The organism is Bradyrhizobium sp. 149 (assembly GCF_023073915.1).
Classification (GTDB): Bacteria; Pseudomonadota; Alphaproteobacteria; order Rhizobiales; family Xanthobacteraceae; genus Bradyrhizobium.
Window position 1 is genome coordinate 204,895 of the sequence record NZ_JADPKK010000022.1, and the last position, 17,361, is coordinate 222,255.

Here is a 17,361-nt window from a genome sequence, read left to right on the forward strand (position 1 = left end):
CCACCATACAGCCGTGATTCGGCGGCAAGTTGCGAACAGGATTTGGGATATAATGCAGAAGGGGTATCGCGGTATCCGTGGATTCCCGGCTTATGCCTTCTCACCGATCCGGCTTTCCTTGCCCGATTGCAATCGCTTGATGTTCTCGCGATGTGCGTAGAACAGCAGCAGCGTCAGCACCGCAGCCAGCGCTGCGAGCGCGGGCTGACCGAACCACAACAGGAACAGCGGGGTGATGAACGATGCCACCAGGGCTGAGAGCGAGGAATAGCGGGCGGTGAAGGCGGTCGCCAGCCAGAGCAGGCAGAACACCAGCGCGGCCGGCCAGAACAGCCCGAGCATGATGCCGATATAGACGGCGACACCCTTGCCGCCGCGGAACTTCAGCCAGACCGGAAAAAGATGGCCGAGGAAGGCGCCGAGCCCGGCCAGCATCGCGGCATTGGGGCCAGCAATGTAACCGGCGATCACCACCGCAACAGTGCCCTTGAGCGCGTCGAACAGCAGGGTTGCCGCGGCAAGGCCCTTGCGCCCCGTGCGCAGCACGTTGGTGGCGCCGATACTGCCGGAACCGATCGAGCGCAGATCCTGCGTGCCGCCAAGCTTGGTCAAAATCAGCCCGAACGGGATCGAGCCGAACAGGTAGCCGATGACGAAAGCCACCGGCAGGAATGCTTCAAGCCCCATGGCCGCATCTCCAATGGCTGAATCTGAAGGTCGAACCGAGACGCCACGCATGATCTTGCACGTCAGACATGCTCGTACACCGTCCGTCCGCCGACAATGGTGCGCACCACGCGGCCTGTAAAGCGGGCTTCGTCGAACGGCGTGTTCTTGCAGGGCGATTTGAGGTCGGCGGGATCGACCACCCAGGGTGTATCGGGATCGATCACGATGACGTCCGCCGGGGCACCTGCGCGCAGCGTTCCGCCAGGCAAGCCCAGGATTTCGGCCGGCCGCGTCGACATCGCCCGGATCAGCGTCTTCAGTTCCACCTCACCATTATGCATGAGCCGCAATCCCGCCGGGAGCATGGTTTCGAGCCCGACGGCACCGGGCGCGGCCTCCGCGAACGGCAGGCGCTTGCCCTCGACGTCCTGCGGATTGTGGTCGGACATGATGACGTCGAGGAGGCCGGAGGCGACGGCTGCGACCAGTGCGCGGCGGTCGTCCTCGGTGCGCAGCGGCGGCGACAGCTTCAGAAACGTCCGGTAGGGACCGATGTCGTTCTCGTTCAGCGCGAGGTGGTTGATCGAGACCGACGCGGTGACGGGCAGCCCGGCATCGCGGGCGCGTTTGAGGATCTCGAGCGAATCCGTGCAGGACAGCGAGGCCGCATGATAGCGACCGCCGGTGAGCGCGACGAGGCGCATGTCGCGCTCCAGCATCACGGCCTCCGCCGCGTTCGGGATGCCCATCAGGCCAAGCCTCGTAGCGAACTCGCCCTCGTTCATCACGCCTTCGCCGACGAGCTTGGGGTCCTCGGTATAATGCACGATCAGCGCGTCGAAATCGCGCGCGTAGGTCAGCGCCCAGCGCATCACCTGCGCGTTGGTGACACTTCTGTCGCCGTCGCTGAAGGCGACCGCTCCGGCGGCCTTCAGGAGACCGAACTCGGTCATCTCCTCGCCGCGCATGCCTTTGGTGAGCGCCGCCATCGGCAGAATGTTGACGATCGCGGTGTCGCGGGCGCGGCGCATCACGAAGTCGACGGTCGCGGAATTGTCGATGACGGGCTCGGTCGCGGGCTGGCAGATGATGGTGGTGACGCCGCCGGTCGCCGCCGCCTGGCTCGCCGAAGCAAACGTCTCGCGATGGCTGAAGCCGGGTTCCCCGACAAAGGCGCGCATGTCGATCAGGCCGGGGGCGACGATCTTGCCGGAGCAGTTGACGATGTCGGTGCCCTCGGGGACGCCGGCAGCGCCGATGCCGCGTCGGGTCTCGCGGATGGTGCCGTCGGCGATCAGGACGTCGCCGGGACCATCGAAATCCCGGGAGGGGTCGACGACGCGGGCATTGGCAAGCAGGATAGGTCGTCGATCGGTCAACATGGGCATCACGCGTTCGGCAGGTTGCGGGCGAGCGCTTCCAGCACGGCCATGCGCACGGCGACGCCCATCTCCACCTGTTCGCGGATCAGGGACTGTGCGCCGTCGGCCACAGCTGAGTCGATCTCCACACCGCGGTTCATGGGACCGGGATGCATCACGAGCGCGTCCGGCTTGGCGTAGGCGAGCTTCTTCTGGTCGAGCCCGAAATAATGGAAGTATTCGGATGACGAGGGCACGAAGGAGCCATTCATGCGCTCGCGCTGGAGCCGCAGCATCATGACGATGTCCGCGCCGTTGAGCCCCTCGCGCATGTCGCGCGCGACTTCGACGCCCATCCGTTCCAGCCCCGGCGGCAGCAGCGTGGAGGGGCCGACGACACGGACGCGCGCGCCCATGGTGTTGAGCAGGATGATGTTGGAGCGGGCGACGCGCGAATGCAGCACGTCGCCGCAGATCGCGACGACGAGGCCCTCGATGCGGCCCTTGTTGCGGCGGATGGTGAGGGCATCCAGCAGCGCTTGGGTGGGATGCTCGTGGGCGCCGTCGCCGGCATTGACCACGGAACCGTCAACTTTGCGGGCCAGGAGTTCCACGGCGCCGGAGGCGTGATGCCGGACCACCAGAATATCCGGGTGCATGGCATTCAGCGTCACCGCGGTGTCGATCAGCGTCTCGCCCTTTTTCATGGACGAGGAGGACACCGACATGTTCATGACGTCGGCGCCCAGCCGTTTGCCGGCGAGCTCGAACGACGATTGGGTCCGGGTGGAAGCCTCGAAGAAGAGGTTCACCTGCGTCCGTCCACGCAGGACGGTGCGCTTCTTGTCAACCTGGCGGTTGAGCTCGACATATTCTTCGGACAGGTCGAGGAGGCCGGTGATGTCGGCCGCGGAAAGGCCCTCGATGCCCAGCAAGTGCCGGTGGCCGAGGACGAAGGTCGATTTTGATGTCATTAAAGCGAGAGCTATAGGCGGGGATGGCTGGGGGGGCAAGGGCCAATGCCGGGGCGGGGAGTTATCCCCTGATCTGTCGGCGTGGCACGACGCGGCCTGGAGCTGCTGGCGTTTTTCTCCGTCATGCCCGGGCTTGTCCCGGGCATCCACGATCTCTATCGCATTTGACGCAAAAGGACGTGGATGGCCGGGACAAGCCCGGGCATCACGATGTGAGAACTTCTGTGAAAACAATTGTAACAGCGCTGTTAGCCGCAATCACGATTAGCGCCGCCCACGCCCAATCGCTGCCCGGCGGTTTCGTCTATTTGCGCGACATCGACCCCACCATCGTCCAGGACATCCGCTACGCCACCTCGAACAATTTCGTTGGCCGTCCGCTCGCCGGCTATGGTGCGGGCGAATGCGTGGTGAAGCGGGAGGTGGGGCTGCGGCTGAAGGCGGTTCAGCAGGAACTGGCGCCCCAAAATCTCTCGCTGAAGATGTTCGACTGCTACCGGCCGGCGCGGGCCTCGCTCGACATGGTCAGGTGGTCGCAGAACGGCCACGAGACGGCCGCCGAGCGGCGCTACAATCCCAAGATTCCCAAGACCGAACTGTTCCGCCTCGGCTACATCGCAAGCCGCTCGCAGCATTCCACGGGCGCGGCGCTCGATCTCACCCTGGTCGATCTCAAAGCCGACAATTCAGGCAAATACGACCCGTCAAAGGCCTACGCGGACTGCACCGCGCCGGTCGAGGCGCGCCCGCCGGAGGGCAGCGTCGACATGGGCACGGGTTACGACTGCACCGACGTGAAAGGGCATACCGCCGCACCGTCGATCAATCCGGGCCAGCGCGCCTGGCGCAAGCAACTGGTGGCTGCGATGGCCAAGCAAGGCTTTGTGAACTATTCGAAAGAGTGGTGGCATTTTTCCCTGCCGGGGGCGGGTGGGGCGGCCTATGATTTCCCGATTCCGCCGCGGCGGAACTGATCCTGCGCCGAGGAACAAGATGACCCAGCCCAGCTTCGCGACTCACGAGGTCTTCAACCAGTCGCCGCCGCTCGAAGACGTCGACTTGTTCGCCATGGATCGGCCGCTCGTCGAGGCGGTGAAGGCCAATGGCGGCGCGGCGGCGGAACGAGCGCTGTCGGAGTTCGGGAGGCATTGGGGCTCGGCCGCGATGGCCGACCGCGGGCGCGTCGCGAACGAGAACACGCCGAAGCTGCGGACCTTCGATTCCAAGGGCAACCGCCGCGACCAGGTCGAGTTTCATCCCGCCTACCACGAGCTGATGGCGCACAGCGCGCATGCCGGCCTGCATAATTCGACATGGACGACGGATGGAAAGCCTGCGGGCGATGGTGCCGAGGTCATTCGTGCGGCAAAATTCTACATCGCCGCGCAAGTCGAGACAGGGCATCTCTGTCCGATCACGATGACGCGCGCCTCCGTCGCGGCGCTGGCGATGCAGCCTGATCTGCTCGGCAAGGTGATGCCGGTGCTGTCGAGGAAGAGCTATGATCCCACCTTCGCGCCGTGGTGGGACAAGCGCGGCATGACACTCGGCATGGGAATGACCGAGAAGCAGGGCGGCACCGACGTGCGCGCCAACATGACGCGGGCGGTGCGCGATCGGGACGCCTATCGCATCACCGGCCACAAATGGTTCATGTCGGCGCCGATGTGCGATGCGTTTTTGGTGCTGGCGCAGGCGGAGCAGGGGCTGACCTGCTTCTTCATGCCCCGGTTTGCACCTGATGGCTCGGTCAACGCGATCCAGTTTCAGCGTCTGAAGGACAAGCTCGGCAACCGCTCCAATGCCTCGTCCGAGGTCGAGTTCGTCGGCGCCTATGCGCAAGCCGTCGGCGAGGAGGGCAAGGGCATCCGCACCATCATCCAGATGGTGCAGCTTACGCGCCAGGATTGCGCAATCGCCTCCGTCGGCCTGATGCGCTCGGGGCTCGCGCACGCGCTGCATCACAGCCGTCACCGCAGCGTGTTCCAGAAGCATCTTGCCGATCAGCCCTTGATGCAGGCGGTGCTGTCGGACATGGCGCTGCATGTCGAGGCGAGCGTCGCGCTGATTATGCGGCTCTGCCGCGCCTTCGACCGCACGCCGCACGATGCGGCGGACGCCGCCTACATACGGCTGCTCACGCCGGCGATCAAATACTGGACCTGCAAGAGCGCGCCGGCCTTTCTCTATGAGGCGATGGAGTGCCTCGGCGGCAATGGCTATGTCGAGGACGGCATCCTGGCACGGCACTACCGGGAGGCGCCGGTCAACGCGATCTGGGAAGGCTCGGGCAATGTGATGTGCCTCGACGTGCTGCGCGCGCTCTCGCGCGAGCCGGATGCGGCGATGGCGGTGCTGCAAGGACTTGCGGCTGAGACGAAGGGCTTGTCCGGAGCAGGCGAGGCGATCTCTTTCATCGGCGAGAGCTTCCGCCGGGCGGACGGCGAGCGCGTCGCGCGGCTTGCGGTCGAGAAGCTGGCCCTACTTGCCGCAGCCGCCGCGCTCAACGCTGTGTCGCCCCGCCAGGCCGAGCTGTTCGCCGTCACTCGGCTCGCGACTAACCACGCCAGCATGTATGGCGCGGTGGACCTGGAGAGCGGTGAGGTGCGTGCACTGCTGGAGCGGGCGCTGCCTTGAACCGGGCATGCTGGGCATGACGATCGCTCGATAGACTGCTTTTAACGAAAGCCCCCAATGGACTCCCTCAATCTCGACTATCCGCCGCTTACCGTCACGCCTGCGGCGCCGCGCGTCTGGAAATTCCTGGGCACCGCCTTGTGGGGCATCGTGGCGTTTGTCGCGATGTTCGTCGGCCAGATCGGCGCAGTCGTCTATTTGGTATGGGATCGCGGCGACCCTATGACATTGGCATCTCTGGAGCGTGTTGGTCGGGAGCCTGCGACGCTTGCGCTGTCTGTGACCATGGGCCTGCCGACGACTCTTGCTGTGGTGTGGCTCGCTGTCCGAATCAAGGGGATGTCTTTCCTCGAATACCTCGCACTGCGCTGGCCATCCTGGAAACAGCTTCTATTCGGCGCGCTCGGTCTTGTTCTGATTGCGGTAGTTTGGGAGACGATGTCGCGCGCGCTAGGCCGCGATGCGACGCCGGGCGTCATGACCGATCTCCTGAAATCCGGCCGCGAGAAGGGTGCTGCGCTGATGCTTCTGTTCTCCTTCAGCTTCGCCGCGCCGATGTCGGAGGAACTGATCGCGCGCGGATTCCTCTACCGCGGTTGGTCGGAGACCTTCTTGCGCGTGCCCGGCGCCATCCTGCTGACGACGCTGCTGTGGACGTCCGTGCATCTGCAATACAATCTCTATTTCCTCGTCGGCGTCTTTTCGATCGGATTGTGGCTCGGCTACATGCGCTACCGTAGCCAGTCGCTGTGGCTAACGATCATATTGCACGCGCTGAACAACATGACCGCCGTGGTGCTGACGATGTGGCTGGGTGTCTAGTCGTCCGCCGCCTCAGGCCACCAGCGCGATCGCAATCGGCATCGTGATCGCCGCCAAAATCGTCTGCAGCGTGATGATCTGCGCCAGCAGCGGCGCATCGCCGCCCATCTGGCGGGCCAGCACATAGGCGCTGGTCGAGGTCGGCACCGCAGCGCAGATCGCGACGATCGCGAGGCTGTCGCCGGACAGTCCGAACCAGACGGCGAGCACCAGCGCGACCACGGGCATCAGGACCAGCTTGAACACCACGCCGATGGCGGCGCCCGCGCTGGGGCGGAGCAGGCCTTCAAGATGCAGGCCGGCGCCGGTGACGAGCAGGCCGATGGCGAGGGAGGAGCGGCCCAGTGCGTCGGCCACCTCATGCCAGATCTTCGGCAGCGGCAGGTGAATGACGTTGATGACGAGGCCGATCGCGCAGGCCCAGATCAGGGGATTGCCAACAACCGTCATGACGACGGCGCGCACGGATTGCTTCTCCGGCGCTGCGTAGTGCGCGAGCACCGCGACGCTGAGGACGTTGACCAGCGGAATGATCGCCACCATCGCGACCGAGGCGAGCGCCAGCCCGGTATCGCCGAACATGTTGGCGGAGACGGATAGCGCCACATAGGTCTGCCAGCGGATCGCGCCCTGGAAGATCGAGGTGAAGGCGGGGCCGTCGATCTCGAGGCGCGCGAGCGCCGGGCGGAGGGCGAGGCAGAGCAGCGACATCGCGAGCGCCGACAGCAGCAGCGCCCCGCCGACGCCGGCGACCGGCACATTTGAGAGATCGGCCTTCACCAGGGTCTGGATCAGCAGCATCGGGAACAGCACGAAATAGGTCAGTCGCTCCAGCCCGTTCCATTGCGTGTCGAGCCGCATCAGGCTGCGCTTCAGCACCACGCCGAGCACGATGAGAATGAAGACGGGGAGCAGCGCCGCGATCACGACGGCCATGGATCAGCCAGGCCCCGCGGCTGCGCGCAGATTGGCGAGGCGATCGAGCGCGCCCTGCAGGATAAAGATTGCGGCGTGCTCGTCGATCACTTCGGCGCGCTTGGCGCGGCTGACGTCCATGCCGATCAGTTCGCGCTCCACCGCGGCGGTCGACAGGCGCTCGTCCCAGAGGCCGATGGGCAGTGTGGTGAGGGCGGCGAGGTTGCGGGCAAACGCCCGGGTCGATTGCGCCCGCGGGCCCTCGCTGCCGTCCATGTTGATGGGCAGGCCGAGCACGAAGCCGACGGCCTTGCGTTCGGCGGCAATCGCGAGCAGCCGGGCGCCATCCTGCTTGAACGCCTTGCGCTGGATCGTCTCGACGCCGGTAGCTAACCGGCGGTCCGGATTGGAGACGGCAACGCCAATGGTCTTGGTCCCGAGATCGAGGCCGACCAGCCCGCCGCGTTCGGGCCAGTGGGTTGCAGCATCGATGAGGGGCAGGATAAGAGCCGGCATGGGACTAGCGCATATCACGCGTCGCGCTATGGAGTGAACCGGAACAATGGATGCGCTGACACTATTTGGCCTGTTCGCCGTGACGGCGATGCTGGTCACTTACGCGCTGGAAGACCGCAGCCACTGGTTCGTGCTGCTGTTCGCAATGTCCTGCGGGCTCGGTTCGGCTTACGGCTTCCTGCAAGGAGCCTGGCCGTTCGGCGTGGTCGAGGCGATCTGGGCCGTTGTGGCGGCGCGGCGATGGTGTCTCAGGCCGCGATGATTTCGTCCTCTTTCTCCAGGCAGGCGGCAAACCCGCTCAGCGCGCTGGTTTGATGCCCGGCGCAGCGCTGGATGAAGAGGGTCTCGACGCGCGCGTGCGAAGCGCCGAGCGCGTGGATCGTCACGCTGCCGTTGATCGCGCTACGTTCGACGACGGCGCGCGGCAGTAGTGTCACGCCCATGTCGGCGGCGACGCAGCCGATCATGCCGTCGAGCGTGCCCAGCTCGAAGCGTGCGGCTGACGGCCAGCCGAACTCGACAAAAACCTGTTCGAGCCGCTGCCGGTAGGTGCAGCCGGTGCGGAACACCAGCGCGGTCGGACCGGACTCCGGCGTGCCGGCGCGCAGCTCGGCCAGTGTGGCCCAGCGCCGCGCGCTGACCAGCACCAGCTCTTCGCGAAATGCGCTGGTCGCGGTCAGATCAGCATGCGCGATCGGACCTGCGACGAAGGCACCGTCGAGCGTGCCTTCGAGCACGCAAGCGACGAGGTCGGCAGTGGGCGCGGTGCGCAGGCTCAGCCGGACGGCGGGAAAGCGGCGATGAAAGTCGGCGAGCAATGGCGGCAGTCGCACCGCCGCGGTCGTTTCCATCGAGCCGATCGCGAGCGGTCCCTTGGGCTCGCCGTCGTCGCGGGCGGCGAGGACGGCCTCGCGCGATAATGCGGCCATCCGTTGCGCGTAAGGCAAAAGCCTTTTGCCCGCGCCGGTCAGGGTCATGCCCCGGCTATGGCGTTCGAACAGCGGCGTACCGATCTCGGCCTCGAGCGCCTTCACGCGCTGGGTGACGTTCGACTGCACCGTGTTGAGCTCTTCGGCCGCGCGGGTGATGCCCCCGGTCCGGGCGACGACGGCGAAGGTCTGGATGTCACTGAGTTCCATGGCATCGTTTCTCTTTTGAGATGGTAGCGTTCGCTAGAATTCAATTTTAGAGAATGGTATTCTGACCTAGTGTCGGTGTCGAGAGTGGAGGAGCCATGTCGATCACCACGCCTCTGACCCAGCTCCTGGGGATCAAGCATCCGATCCTGCTGGCTCCGATGGACACCATCGCCGGCAGCCGGCTGACGCGGGCTGTCAGCGCGGCCGGCGGGTTCGGCATCCTGGGTGGTGGCTACGGCGATCGTGAACGGCTCGAGGCCGAGACCAGGCAACTGGGCGGCTCTGCTCCGTTCGGTATCGGCTTCATCACCTGGAGCCTTGCAAGACAACCAAAGCTTCTCGACATCGCACTCGGCGCCAATCCGCAAGCGATCATGCTGTCATTCGGTGACCCCACGCCCTTTGCAGCGCGCATTAGGGCGTGCGTGGCGCGCTTGATCTGCCAGGTGCAGAGCGAGGACATGGCGAAGCAGGCGCTCGACGCCGGTGCGGACATCCTGATCGCGCAGGGTACCGAAGCCGGCGGCCATGGCGCATCGCGCACCACCGTCGACATTGTGCCTGCGATCGTCGATCTCGCGGCTGGGCGCGTGCCGGTCGTCGCCGCCGGCGGAATCGCCGATGGCCGGGGCCTGGCCGCGATGATGATGCTGGGCGCCTCCGGCGTGCTGATCGGCACGCGCTTCTATGCGAGCGTGGAGGCCAACGGCGCGGAGGAAGCGAAGCAGCGCATTCGCGACGCCGATCCCAATGACACGGTGCGCGGCGTCATCGTCGACTGGTCGCGCAGCTTGTTCTGGCCGGCCCCATTCACCGCGCGAACGCTGGTCAACGATCATATCAGGCGCTGGACCGGCCGCGAGATCGAGCTGATGCAGCGCGCGTCCGAGGTGGCCGTCGAGTATGCAGCGGCGAAAGCCGCGGGCGATTTCAGGGTTGCCGCGGTCTTTGCCGGCGAGGCTGTCGGCCTGATCCATGATATTCCGTCCGCCGCCGAGATCGTCGAACGTATCGCGACCGAGGCCGAGCAACTGCTAACCGGCCGGCGTAATTCCATCGTGTCCGCCTAAACTGCGAGAGAACAACCATGTGGCCGAACCGTCGACTGATCGATCTCTTCAAGACCGAATTCCCGATCGTGCTAGCGCCGATGGCTGGCGTGATGGACGCGGAGTTGGTGATCGCCGTCGCGCAAGGCGGGGGACTCGGCTCGCTGCCGAGCGCGATGCTATCGCCGGACAAAGCGCGCGAGCAGGTCAACATCATCCGGCAGCGCGTCTCCGCGCCGGTGAACATGAATTTCTTCTGCCACACACCGGTCGAGCTCACGGCCGAGGCGGAGGCGCGCTGGAAGCAGCGCCTCGCGGGCTACTACAGTGAGCATGGCCTCGATCCCGCCGCACCCATCAATGCCGCAAACCGCGCGCCGTTCGACGCCGGCTTCTGCGAGGTCGTGGAGGAGCTGAAGCCGGAGATCGTCAGCTTCCATTTCGGCCTGCCCGCGGACGCGCTGCTCAAGCGGGTCAAGGCGGCAGGATGTCTCGTCATCTCCTCGGCAACGACCGTGAGGGAAGCGGTCTGGCTCGAGCAGCACGGCGCTGATGCGGTGATCGCACAAGGTGCGGAGGCTGGCGGCCATCGCGGCATGTTCCTGACCGACAAGATCTCGGAACAGCCCGGCACTTTTGCGCTGGTGCCGCAGGTGGTCGACGCGGTGAAGGTCCCGGTGATCGCGGCCGGCGGCATTGCGGACGGCCGCGGCATCGCGGCGGCGTTCGCGCTCGGCGCGGCCGGCGTGCAGATCGGGAGTGCTTATCTGCGCTGTCCGGAATCCAAGGTCGGTGCGGCGGCACGCGCGGCGCTCGCCGAGGGGCGGGATGATTCCACGGTCATCACCAATGTCATGACGGGGCGGCCGGCGCGCGGCGTCCAGAACCGCCTGATGCGCGAGGCCGGCCCGATTTCGCCGGACGCACCGCCATTTCCCCATGCCGCAACGGCACTGGGACCGCTGAAAGCTGCGGCCGAGAAGCAGGGCAGGGTCGATTTCACCAATCTTTGGGCCGGGCAGGCGATCGCCCTGGGCCGCGAGGTCCCAGCAGCCGAATTGACCCGGGATCTCGCCAAATCGGCGCTTGCCCGGATGAAGGCGCTGGCCGGATAGGTTCCGCGGCCGGTTGCGGCGCAAAAGCGGCCTCTGCTATACGGCGGTTAGGTTTTTGCCGTGAGAGGCCCTACATAATGTCCGTCGACGCCGCTACCGTCCGCCGCATCGCGCATCTGGCGCGCATCGCGGTTTCCGAGGGCGAGGTTCCGCATCTGCAGGGCGAGCTCAATGCCATGCTCGCCTTTGTCGAGCAGCTCTCGGAGGTCAATGTCGAGGGTGTGGAGCCCATGACCTCGGTCACCCCGATGCAGATGAAGAAGCGGCAGGACGTGGTCAACGACGGCGAGATCGCCGACGATATCGTTGCCAACGCGCCCGCGACCGAAGGTCACTTCTTCCTGGTGCCGAAGGTTGTTGAGTAACTTACATAGCGTTTTCGAGCGAAGTGGAAGCCGGTTCGCGTAAAGACAACGCGTCAAGCTAAAGAGTCTCAGGACCAAGTCCGATGTGCATGCTTTGCGACGACGAGAAGGCCTATCAGGCCTACATGAACTATCTCGACAAGATGGAGCGGCAGGGCAAGGCCGCCGATCCCAACGTCGCCGTCAATGCCGTGCTCGACGAGATCGAGGCGGCTGCGAAAGCGGCCGCCAAAAAAGACGACCCGGCCAACGACAAGTCCCTGTCTCCGTTCTTCTGCAGCCCGATCAATAAATGACCGATTTGACATCGCTGACGCTCGCCGAGGCCCGCAAGGGCCTCGCGGCCAAGACTTTTACGTCCCTCGAGCTGACCGAAGCGCATCTGAGCGCGATCGAAGCCGCGCGCGTGCTCAATGCTTTCGTCATGGAGACGCCGGACCAGGCACGGACCATGGCGCGCGAAGCGGACGCCAAGATCGGGAAGGGCGACGCGGGGCCGCTCGCCGGCATTCCGCTCGGCATCAAGGACCTGTTCGCGACCAAGGGCGTGCGCACCACGGCATGCTCAAAAATCCTCGGCAATTTCGTACCGACTTACGAGTCCACCATCACCTCTCAGCTCTGGCGCGATGGTGCCGTAATGCTCGGCAAGCTCAACAATGACGAATTCGCGATGGGCTCGGCGAACGAGACCTCGTGCTTCGGCCCCGTCGGCAATCCCTGGCGGCGCGATGGCTCCAACACGACGCTGGTGCCGGGCGGCTCGTCCGGCGGCTCGGCTTCGGCCGTCGCGGCGCTGCTCTGCATGGGCGCGACTGCGACCGATACTGGCGGCTCCATCCGCCAGCCGGCGGCGTTCACCGCGACCGTCGGCATCAAGCCGACCTACGGCCGCTGTTCGCGTTGGGGCATCGTCGCCTTCGCCTCCTCGCTCGACCAGGCGGGGCCGATCGCACGCAGCGTGCGCGACAGCGCGATGCTGCTGCGCTCGATGGCCGGCCACGATCCGAAGGACACGACCTCGGTCGATATGCCCGTGCCGGACTACGAGGCCGCGATCGGCAAGTCCGTGAAGGGCATCCGGATCGGCATCCCCAAGGAGTATCGTCTCGACGGCATGCCGGCCGAGATCGAAAAACTCTGGAGCGAGGGCGCGGCCTGGCTCAAGGCGGCCGGCGCCGAGCTCGTCGAGGTATCGTTGCCGCACACGAAATACGCGCTGCCGGCCTATTACATCGTGGCGCCGGCGGAGGCGTCCTCCAACCTCGCGCGCTATGACGGCGTGCGCTACGGCCTGCGCGAGCAGGGCCGCAACATCAACGAACTCTACGAGAACACCCGCGCCGAGGGTTTTGGCGCCGAGGTGAAGCGGCGCATCATGATCGGCACCTATGTGCTCTCGGCCGGTTACTACGACGCCTATTATCTGCGCGCCCAGAAGGTGCGCACGCTGATCAAGAAGGACTTTGAGGATTGCTTCGCCAAGGGTGTCGACGCGATCCTGACGCCGGCGACGCCGTCGGCGGCCTTCGGCATCGGCGAGAAGGGCGGAGCGGACCCCGTCGAGATGTACCTCAACGACATCTTCACGGTGACCGTGAACATGGCCGGATTGCCCGGCATCGCAGTGCCCGCCGGTAAGGACGCGCAGGGTCTGCCGCTCGGCCTGCAGTTGATCGGCCGGCCGTTCGATGAGGAGACCCTGTTCTCGCTCGGCGAGGTGATCGAGCAGGCCGCCGGCCGCTTCACGCCGGCGAAATGGTGGTGAATATGGCGGCGTATATCGCCAGCCTCGACGGCGCCGCGCCGGCGCCGGATCTCAGCGCACCGCTCGCCGGCCTATGGTGGGCGGCCAAGGGCGACTGGGACCAGGCGCACAAGATCGTCCAGGACGAGAGCAGCCGCGAGGCCGCCTGGGTGCACGCCTATCTGCATCGGGTCGAGGGCGACCTCGGCAATGCCGGCTATTGGTACCGCCAGGCTGGCCAGCCCGTGGCAACGGATTCGCTTGAAGCAGAATGGCAGCGCATCGCTCATGCGCTGGGTGGGAGTGCGTCCGCATGAGCGAGCCTGGTTTCACGGGCCCGAAGGCGAAGCCGGAGGATTTGTTCGGCCGTTTTCGCGAGATCGTTTCCGATCCCCTCAACCTGCTGATTGAACGCGTCCCGATGGCCGGCTGCGTCGAAGGCGATCAGGTCTATCTGCATAACGGCCTGAAGGTTCCGGGCATTGGGCCGGGGGCCTATTACGGCCCCTTCAGCAGTGTGCTTGTGATCAATCGCGGCGTCCACGAGCCGCTGGAAGAATATGTCTTCCAGGAATTGCTGAAGCGGCTGGGCGAGGCGCCCTCGATGATCGAGCTCGGCGCCTATTGGGGCCACTATTCCATGTGGCTCAAGAAGACGCGGCCCAAGGCAGAGGTCGTTCTGGTCGAGCCGGACCCCGCCTGCCTGAAGACCGGTCAGGATAATTTCGCCCGCAATGGATTGAAGGGCGAGTTCGTCAAGGCTTTTGTCGGCAAGGGCAAATTCGAGGTCGACGCCTTCTTCAGGGACAGGAAGATCAAGCATCTCGACATCTTGCATGCCGATATCCAGGCTTTCGAGGTCGAGATGCTGCAAGGCGCCGAGAGCGTGCTTACCAAGCGCCGCGTCGATTATCTCTTCATTGCAACCCATTCGCAGGCCCTCCATTACGAGGTGGTCGATCGTCTCAAGGCGCAGGGCTACCGCGTCGAGATCTCCAGTGATTTCGAGGAGCAGAGCACGTCTTTCGACGGCTTCGTGTTCGCCTCCTCGCCGGAGGTCGACGCATTGTTCGCAGAGACCGAGATGATGGGCCGCCGCGAAATCGCGCTGCGCCCGCCGGCAGATGTGCTTCGGTCGCTCAACGGGCTTCTCGAAGCGGGTGAAGCGCGAGCGGCCAAGGGACCAATAAAGGAACCAGTAAAGCCATGAACGCACCTGTCGCACCCCATAAGCTTCTCAAGGGCTCAACCGGTGACTGGGAGATGGTCATCGGCTTGGAGGTCCACGCTCAGGTGACGTCGAACGCGAAGCTGTTCTCCGGAGCCTCCACCGCGTTCGGCGGCGAGCCGAACTCGCATGTCTCGCTGGTCGACGCGGCGATGCCGGGCATGCTGCCCGTGATCAACGAGGAATGCGTCAGGCAGGCTGTCCGGACCGGACTCGGGTTGAACGCGCAGATCAATCTCCGCTCGGTGTTCGACCGCAAGAACTATTTCTATCCGGACTCGCCGCAGGGCTACCAGATCAGCCAGTACAAGTCGCCGATCGTGGGCGAAGGCGAGATCGTGGTCGAACTGGACGGCGGCAGGACCGCGACCATCGGGATCGAGCGGCTGCATCTTGAACAGGACGCCGGCAAATTGCTGCACGACCAGTCGCCGACCATGTCCTACGTCGATCTCAACCGCTGCGGCGTGGCCCTGATGGAGATCGTGTCAAAACCGGACATTCGCGATGCGGAGCAGGCCAAGGCTTACGTGACGAAACTGCGCTCGATCCTGCGCTATCTCGGCACCTGCGACGGCGACATGGAGAAGGGATCCTTGCGCGCCGATGTCAACGTCTCGGTGCGCAAGCCGGGCGCGCCGCTCGGCACCCGCTGCGAAATCAAGAACATGAACTCGATCACCTTCATCGGCCAGGCGATCGAGTACGAGGCCCGGCGCCAGATCGAGATCCTCGAGGACGGCGGCGCGATCGACCAGGAGACGCGGCTCTATGACCCCAACAAGGGCGAGACGCGCTCGATGCGCTCGAAAGAAGAGGCGCATGATTATCGCTACTTCCCCGATCCCGACCTGCTGCCGCTGGAGTTCTCGCAAAGCTTCGTCGACGAGCTGAAGGCTGAACTCCCCGAGCTGCCGGACCAGAAGAAGACGCGCTTCGTCGCGGACTTCGGCCTGTCGGCCTACGACGCCAGCGTGCTGGTCGCCGAGCGCGAGAGCGCGGTGTTCTACGAGACGGTGCTGGAGAAGCTCGCCAACCGCGCGCGTGACGGCAAGGTCGCCGCGAACTGGGTCATCAACGAGCTGTTCGGCCGTCTCAACAAGGAGGGCCGGGATATTGCGGGCTCTCCTGTTGGCGCCGAGCAGTTGGCAGCGATCGTCGACCTGATCGGCGAGGGCACGATCTCCGGCAAGATCGCCAAGGATCTGTTCGAGATCGTCTGGCAGGAGGGCGGCGATCCCCGCGCGCTGGTCGAAAGCCGCGGCATGAAGCAGGTCACGGATCTTTCGGCGATCGAAAAGGTTGTCGATGACATCATCGCGGCCAATCCCGACAAGGCGGCGCAGGTCAAGGACAAGCCGCAGTCGCTCGGTTGGTTCGTCGGCCAGGTGATGAAGGCGTCCGGCGGCAAGGCCAACCCGCAGAGCGTCAACGACCTGCTCAAGTCCAAGCTCGGCATCTGACCTCGCGCGTTCGAACGAGGTGACGGACGCGGCTCGTCACCTCGTTTTCGGTTCGCGATACGATGCTCGCGCGCATCCTCGGCGACGAACTTCATCCGATCGACCGCGATACGCCGACCGAATCGCCGCCACGCGATTCGCGCAAAACGGCGACTTGCACATGCTCCGACGGGCGCTCGCGCCGTTAATCATGAAAATATTTTCGTTGCCAAAATTCGCGACTCAGAGTCCGCGAAGCGCCTTCACGAGGCGCTCGCGCGATCGGCAAGATGCATCATTATAACGATCGCGCGTGATGCGCGCGTGCAGAAAAATACTTGCTGCATAGTGTTTTCCTGCAATCGCATCTCTCGCAAACGTCGAAGCCGCGGCACTCTCTGCGATCGCAAGCACACGTCACGCAGTCCGCTTGCATCGCGTTCGCCAAGCGCAGGCGCGTTTCGTCGTCAACACTTCTTTAAGCGAGACGCTGTTTTTTTCGTTGTGTTGGTGTATTCGGGATGAGTGTGCACTCGATCCCCGACTGCATGCAGCGATTAAGCCATCTCACACATCGGAGGGCAACATGGCCAAGAAAGCTAAGAAGGCAAAGAAGGCGAAGAAGGCGAAGAGCGCAGTGAAGAAGACTGCGAAGAAGACCCGCAAGGTCGCCAAGAAGAAGTAACTTCGCTTTTTGAAGTTGCCGGCTCCTAGAGAGCCGGCACGTCATCAGCGCCTCTCAAAAGGTTCTGGTCGACGATAGAGGGTGTCGGCGAGACATCAGGTCAACGGTCGGATCGTCTTCTTTCGCGGGTTCGCTCGCCAAAGGCCGGTCCGGCAGAAGAAACAAGTTTTCTTCGTTCGGTGCGGTTCTCCGTAAGGGGCTCCGCAATTTCACCAGCGGCCTTCGGGCCAACGTGGAATCTGGTCCTGACGTGTTCGCCGACGCCCTCGTTCTCTTGAGGCCGGGGTATTGCCGGCATTCCCATATCCCGACATTGCTGATCTGACCGCGACGTGGCCGCGCTGCCGTGGCTGCTCTGCCTTGGCTGCTCTGCCTTCTGCTCTCCCTTGGGGCAGCGCGAGCTGCGTCATTTTCGCTGCGCAGCGTCCGTTCGCCGTCCCCATTTGCGGTGCCATCGCCCGGATCTGGCCGGACGATCCAGTACGCCGCGGCTTCTCGATGGATGACTGCCGTCTCTGGAATACCGGGTGACGACAAGGAGTGGCGGAGTGTACGCGACAGCGCCCGTCACTGTGCGTGATGGTTATCGTTCTCCCAAAATCCCAAGGTAAACCGAATCTGACGAATTGCAGAAGTGCCTGTAAAACGGTGACTTCTTGCATTTGCCGCGCGCGCCTGGCGCGGGCGCGTTTACGTC

At 64.6% G+C, this 17,361-nt stretch carries 18 protein-coding genes; 12 read left to right on the forward strand and 6 right to left on the reverse strand.

Going from position 1 to position 17,361, the window contains the following annotated elements; all coding sequences use genetic code 11:
* Positions 1-90 precede the first annotated feature (90 nt).
* The 3 genes from plsY to IVA88_RS18550 form a co-directional block, all read right to left on the reverse strand.
* On the reverse strand, positions 91-687 hold the full coding sequence (gene plsY / locus IVA88_RS18540; protein ID WP_247498673.1) for a glycerol-3-phosphate 1-O-acyltransferase PlsY: 597 nt from the start codon (positions 685-687) through the stop codon (positions 91-93).
* Positions 688-749: 62 nt separating this feature from the next.
* Positions 750-2,051 carry a dihydroorotase gene (locus IVA88_RS18545; RefSeq protein WP_247500345.1) on the reverse strand — a complete coding sequence of 434 codons (1,302 nt, stop codon included), beginning with the start codon at positions 2,049-2,051 and terminating at the stop codon, positions 750-752.
* A gap of 5 nt (positions 2,052-2,056) precedes the next feature.
* A complete protein-coding gene (locus tag IVA88_RS18550) occupies positions 2,057-3,004 on the reverse strand; it encodes an aspartate carbamoyltransferase catalytic subunit (protein ID WP_247498674.1) in 948 nt (315 codons plus the stop codon).
* Between the two features lie 224 nt (positions 3,005-3,228).
* On the opposite strand from IVA88_RS18550, the gene IVA88_RS18555 reads away from it, so the two are divergent.
* From IVA88_RS18555 to IVA88_RS18565, 3 genes are read left to right on the forward strand one after another with little or no spacing between them, the layout of a single operon-like run.
* Positions 3,229-3,978 carry a M15 family metallopeptidase gene (locus IVA88_RS18555; RefSeq protein ID WP_247498675.1) on the forward strand — a complete coding sequence of 250 codons (750 nt, stop codon included), beginning with the start codon at positions 3,229-3,231 and terminating at the stop codon, positions 3,976-3,978.
* 19 nt (positions 3,979-3,997) lie between these two features.
* Positions 3,998-5,641, forward strand: a complete 1,644-nt coding sequence (locus tag IVA88_RS18560; protein ID WP_247498676.1) for an acyl-CoA dehydrogenase family protein — start codon at positions 3,998-4,000, stop codon at positions 5,639-5,641.
* 57 nt (positions 5,642-5,698) lie between these two features.
* Entirely contained in the window at positions 5,699-6,463 is a 765-nt protein-coding gene (locus IVA88_RS18565) for a CPBP family intramembrane glutamic endopeptidase (protein WP_247498677.1), read from the forward strand.
* Between the two features lie 12 nt (positions 6,464-6,475).
* On the opposite strand, the gene IVA88_RS18570 is transcribed toward IVA88_RS18565, so the two are convergent.
* Both IVA88_RS18570 and ruvX read right to left on the reverse strand, forming a co-directional pair.
* On the reverse strand, positions 6,476-7,399 hold the full coding sequence (locus tag IVA88_RS18570; RefSeq protein WP_247498678.1) for an AEC family transporter: 924 nt from the start codon (positions 7,397-7,399) through the stop codon (positions 6,476-6,478).
* A gap of 3 nt (positions 7,400-7,402) precedes the next feature.
* On the reverse strand, positions 7,403-7,894 hold the full coding sequence (ruvX, locus tag IVA88_RS18575; protein WP_247498679.1) for a Holliday junction resolvase RuvX: 492 nt from the start codon (positions 7,892-7,894) through the stop codon (positions 7,403-7,405).
* Between the two features lie 46 nt (positions 7,895-7,940).
* Between ruvX and IVA88_RS18580 the strand changes: the two genes are divergently transcribed.
* Positions 7,941-8,156 (forward strand): hypothetical protein, encoded by a 216-nt coding sequence (locus IVA88_RS18580; RefSeq protein WP_247498680.1) that lies wholly within the window; start codon positions 7,941-7,943, stop codon positions 8,154-8,156.
* Here IVA88_RS18580 and IVA88_RS18585 read toward each other — a convergent pair.
* Positions 8,143-9,033 (reverse strand): LysR family transcriptional regulator, encoded by an 891-nt coding sequence (locus IVA88_RS18585; protein WP_247498681.1) that lies wholly within the window; start codon positions 9,031-9,033, stop codon positions 8,143-8,145. The genes IVA88_RS18580 and IVA88_RS18585 overlap by 14 nt on opposite strands.
* A 95-nt stretch (positions 9,034-9,128) precedes the next feature.
* On the opposite strand from IVA88_RS18585, the gene IVA88_RS18590 reads away from it, so the two are divergent.
* The 8 genes from IVA88_RS18590 to gatB all read left to right on the forward strand — a co-directional run bounded on the left by IVA88_RS18590 (position 9,129) and on the right by gatB (position 16,000).
* Positions 9,129-10,103 (forward strand): nitronate monooxygenase, encoded by a 975-nt coding sequence (locus IVA88_RS18590; RefSeq protein WP_247498682.1) that lies wholly within the window; start codon positions 9,129-9,131, stop codon positions 10,101-10,103.
* 17 nt (positions 10,104-10,120) lie between these two features.
* Positions 10,121-11,197 (forward strand): nitronate monooxygenase family protein, encoded by a 1,077-nt coding sequence (locus IVA88_RS18595; RefSeq protein ID WP_247498683.1) that lies wholly within the window; start codon positions 10,121-10,123, stop codon positions 11,195-11,197.
* A 77-nt stretch (positions 11,198-11,274) separates the two neighbouring features.
* Entirely contained in the window at positions 11,275-11,562 is a 288-nt protein-coding gene (gene gatC, locus IVA88_RS18600; RefSeq protein ID WP_007611211.1) for an Asp-tRNA(Asn)/Glu-tRNA(Gln) amidotransferase subunit GatC, read from the forward strand.
* Positions 11,563-11,645: 83 nt separating this feature from the next.
* The gene (locus IVA88_RS18605; protein WP_007611210.1) at positions 11,646-11,858 is read left to right on the forward strand and encodes a hypothetical protein; all 213 of its coding nucleotides are present in this window, start codon (positions 11,646-11,648) and stop codon (positions 11,856-11,858) included.
* A complete protein-coding gene (gene gatA / locus IVA88_RS18610) occupies positions 11,855-13,330 on the forward strand; it encodes an Asp-tRNA(Asn)/Glu-tRNA(Gln) amidotransferase subunit GatA (protein WP_247498684.1) in 1,476 nt (491 codons plus the stop codon). The genes IVA88_RS18605 and gatA overlap by 4 nt, the downstream gene beginning before the upstream one ends.
* On the forward strand, positions 13,321-13,626 hold the full coding sequence (locus tag IVA88_RS18615; protein ID WP_247498685.1) for a hypothetical protein: 306 nt from the start codon (positions 13,321-13,323) through the stop codon (positions 13,624-13,626). Before gatA ends, IVA88_RS18615 begins: the two co-directional genes overlap by 10 nt.
* Entirely contained in the window at positions 13,623-14,519 is an 897-nt protein-coding gene (locus IVA88_RS18620; RefSeq protein WP_247498686.1) for an FkbM family methyltransferase, read from the forward strand. Before IVA88_RS18615 ends, IVA88_RS18620 begins: the two co-directional genes overlap by 4 nt.
* Positions 14,516-16,000, forward strand: a complete 1,485-nt coding sequence (gene gatB, locus IVA88_RS18625) for an Asp-tRNA(Asn)/Glu-tRNA(Gln) amidotransferase subunit GatB (RefSeq protein WP_247498687.1) — start codon at positions 14,516-14,518, stop codon at positions 15,998-16,000. Before IVA88_RS18620 ends, gatB begins: the two co-directional genes overlap by 4 nt.
* Positions 16,001-17,361 lie beyond the last annotated feature (1,361 nt).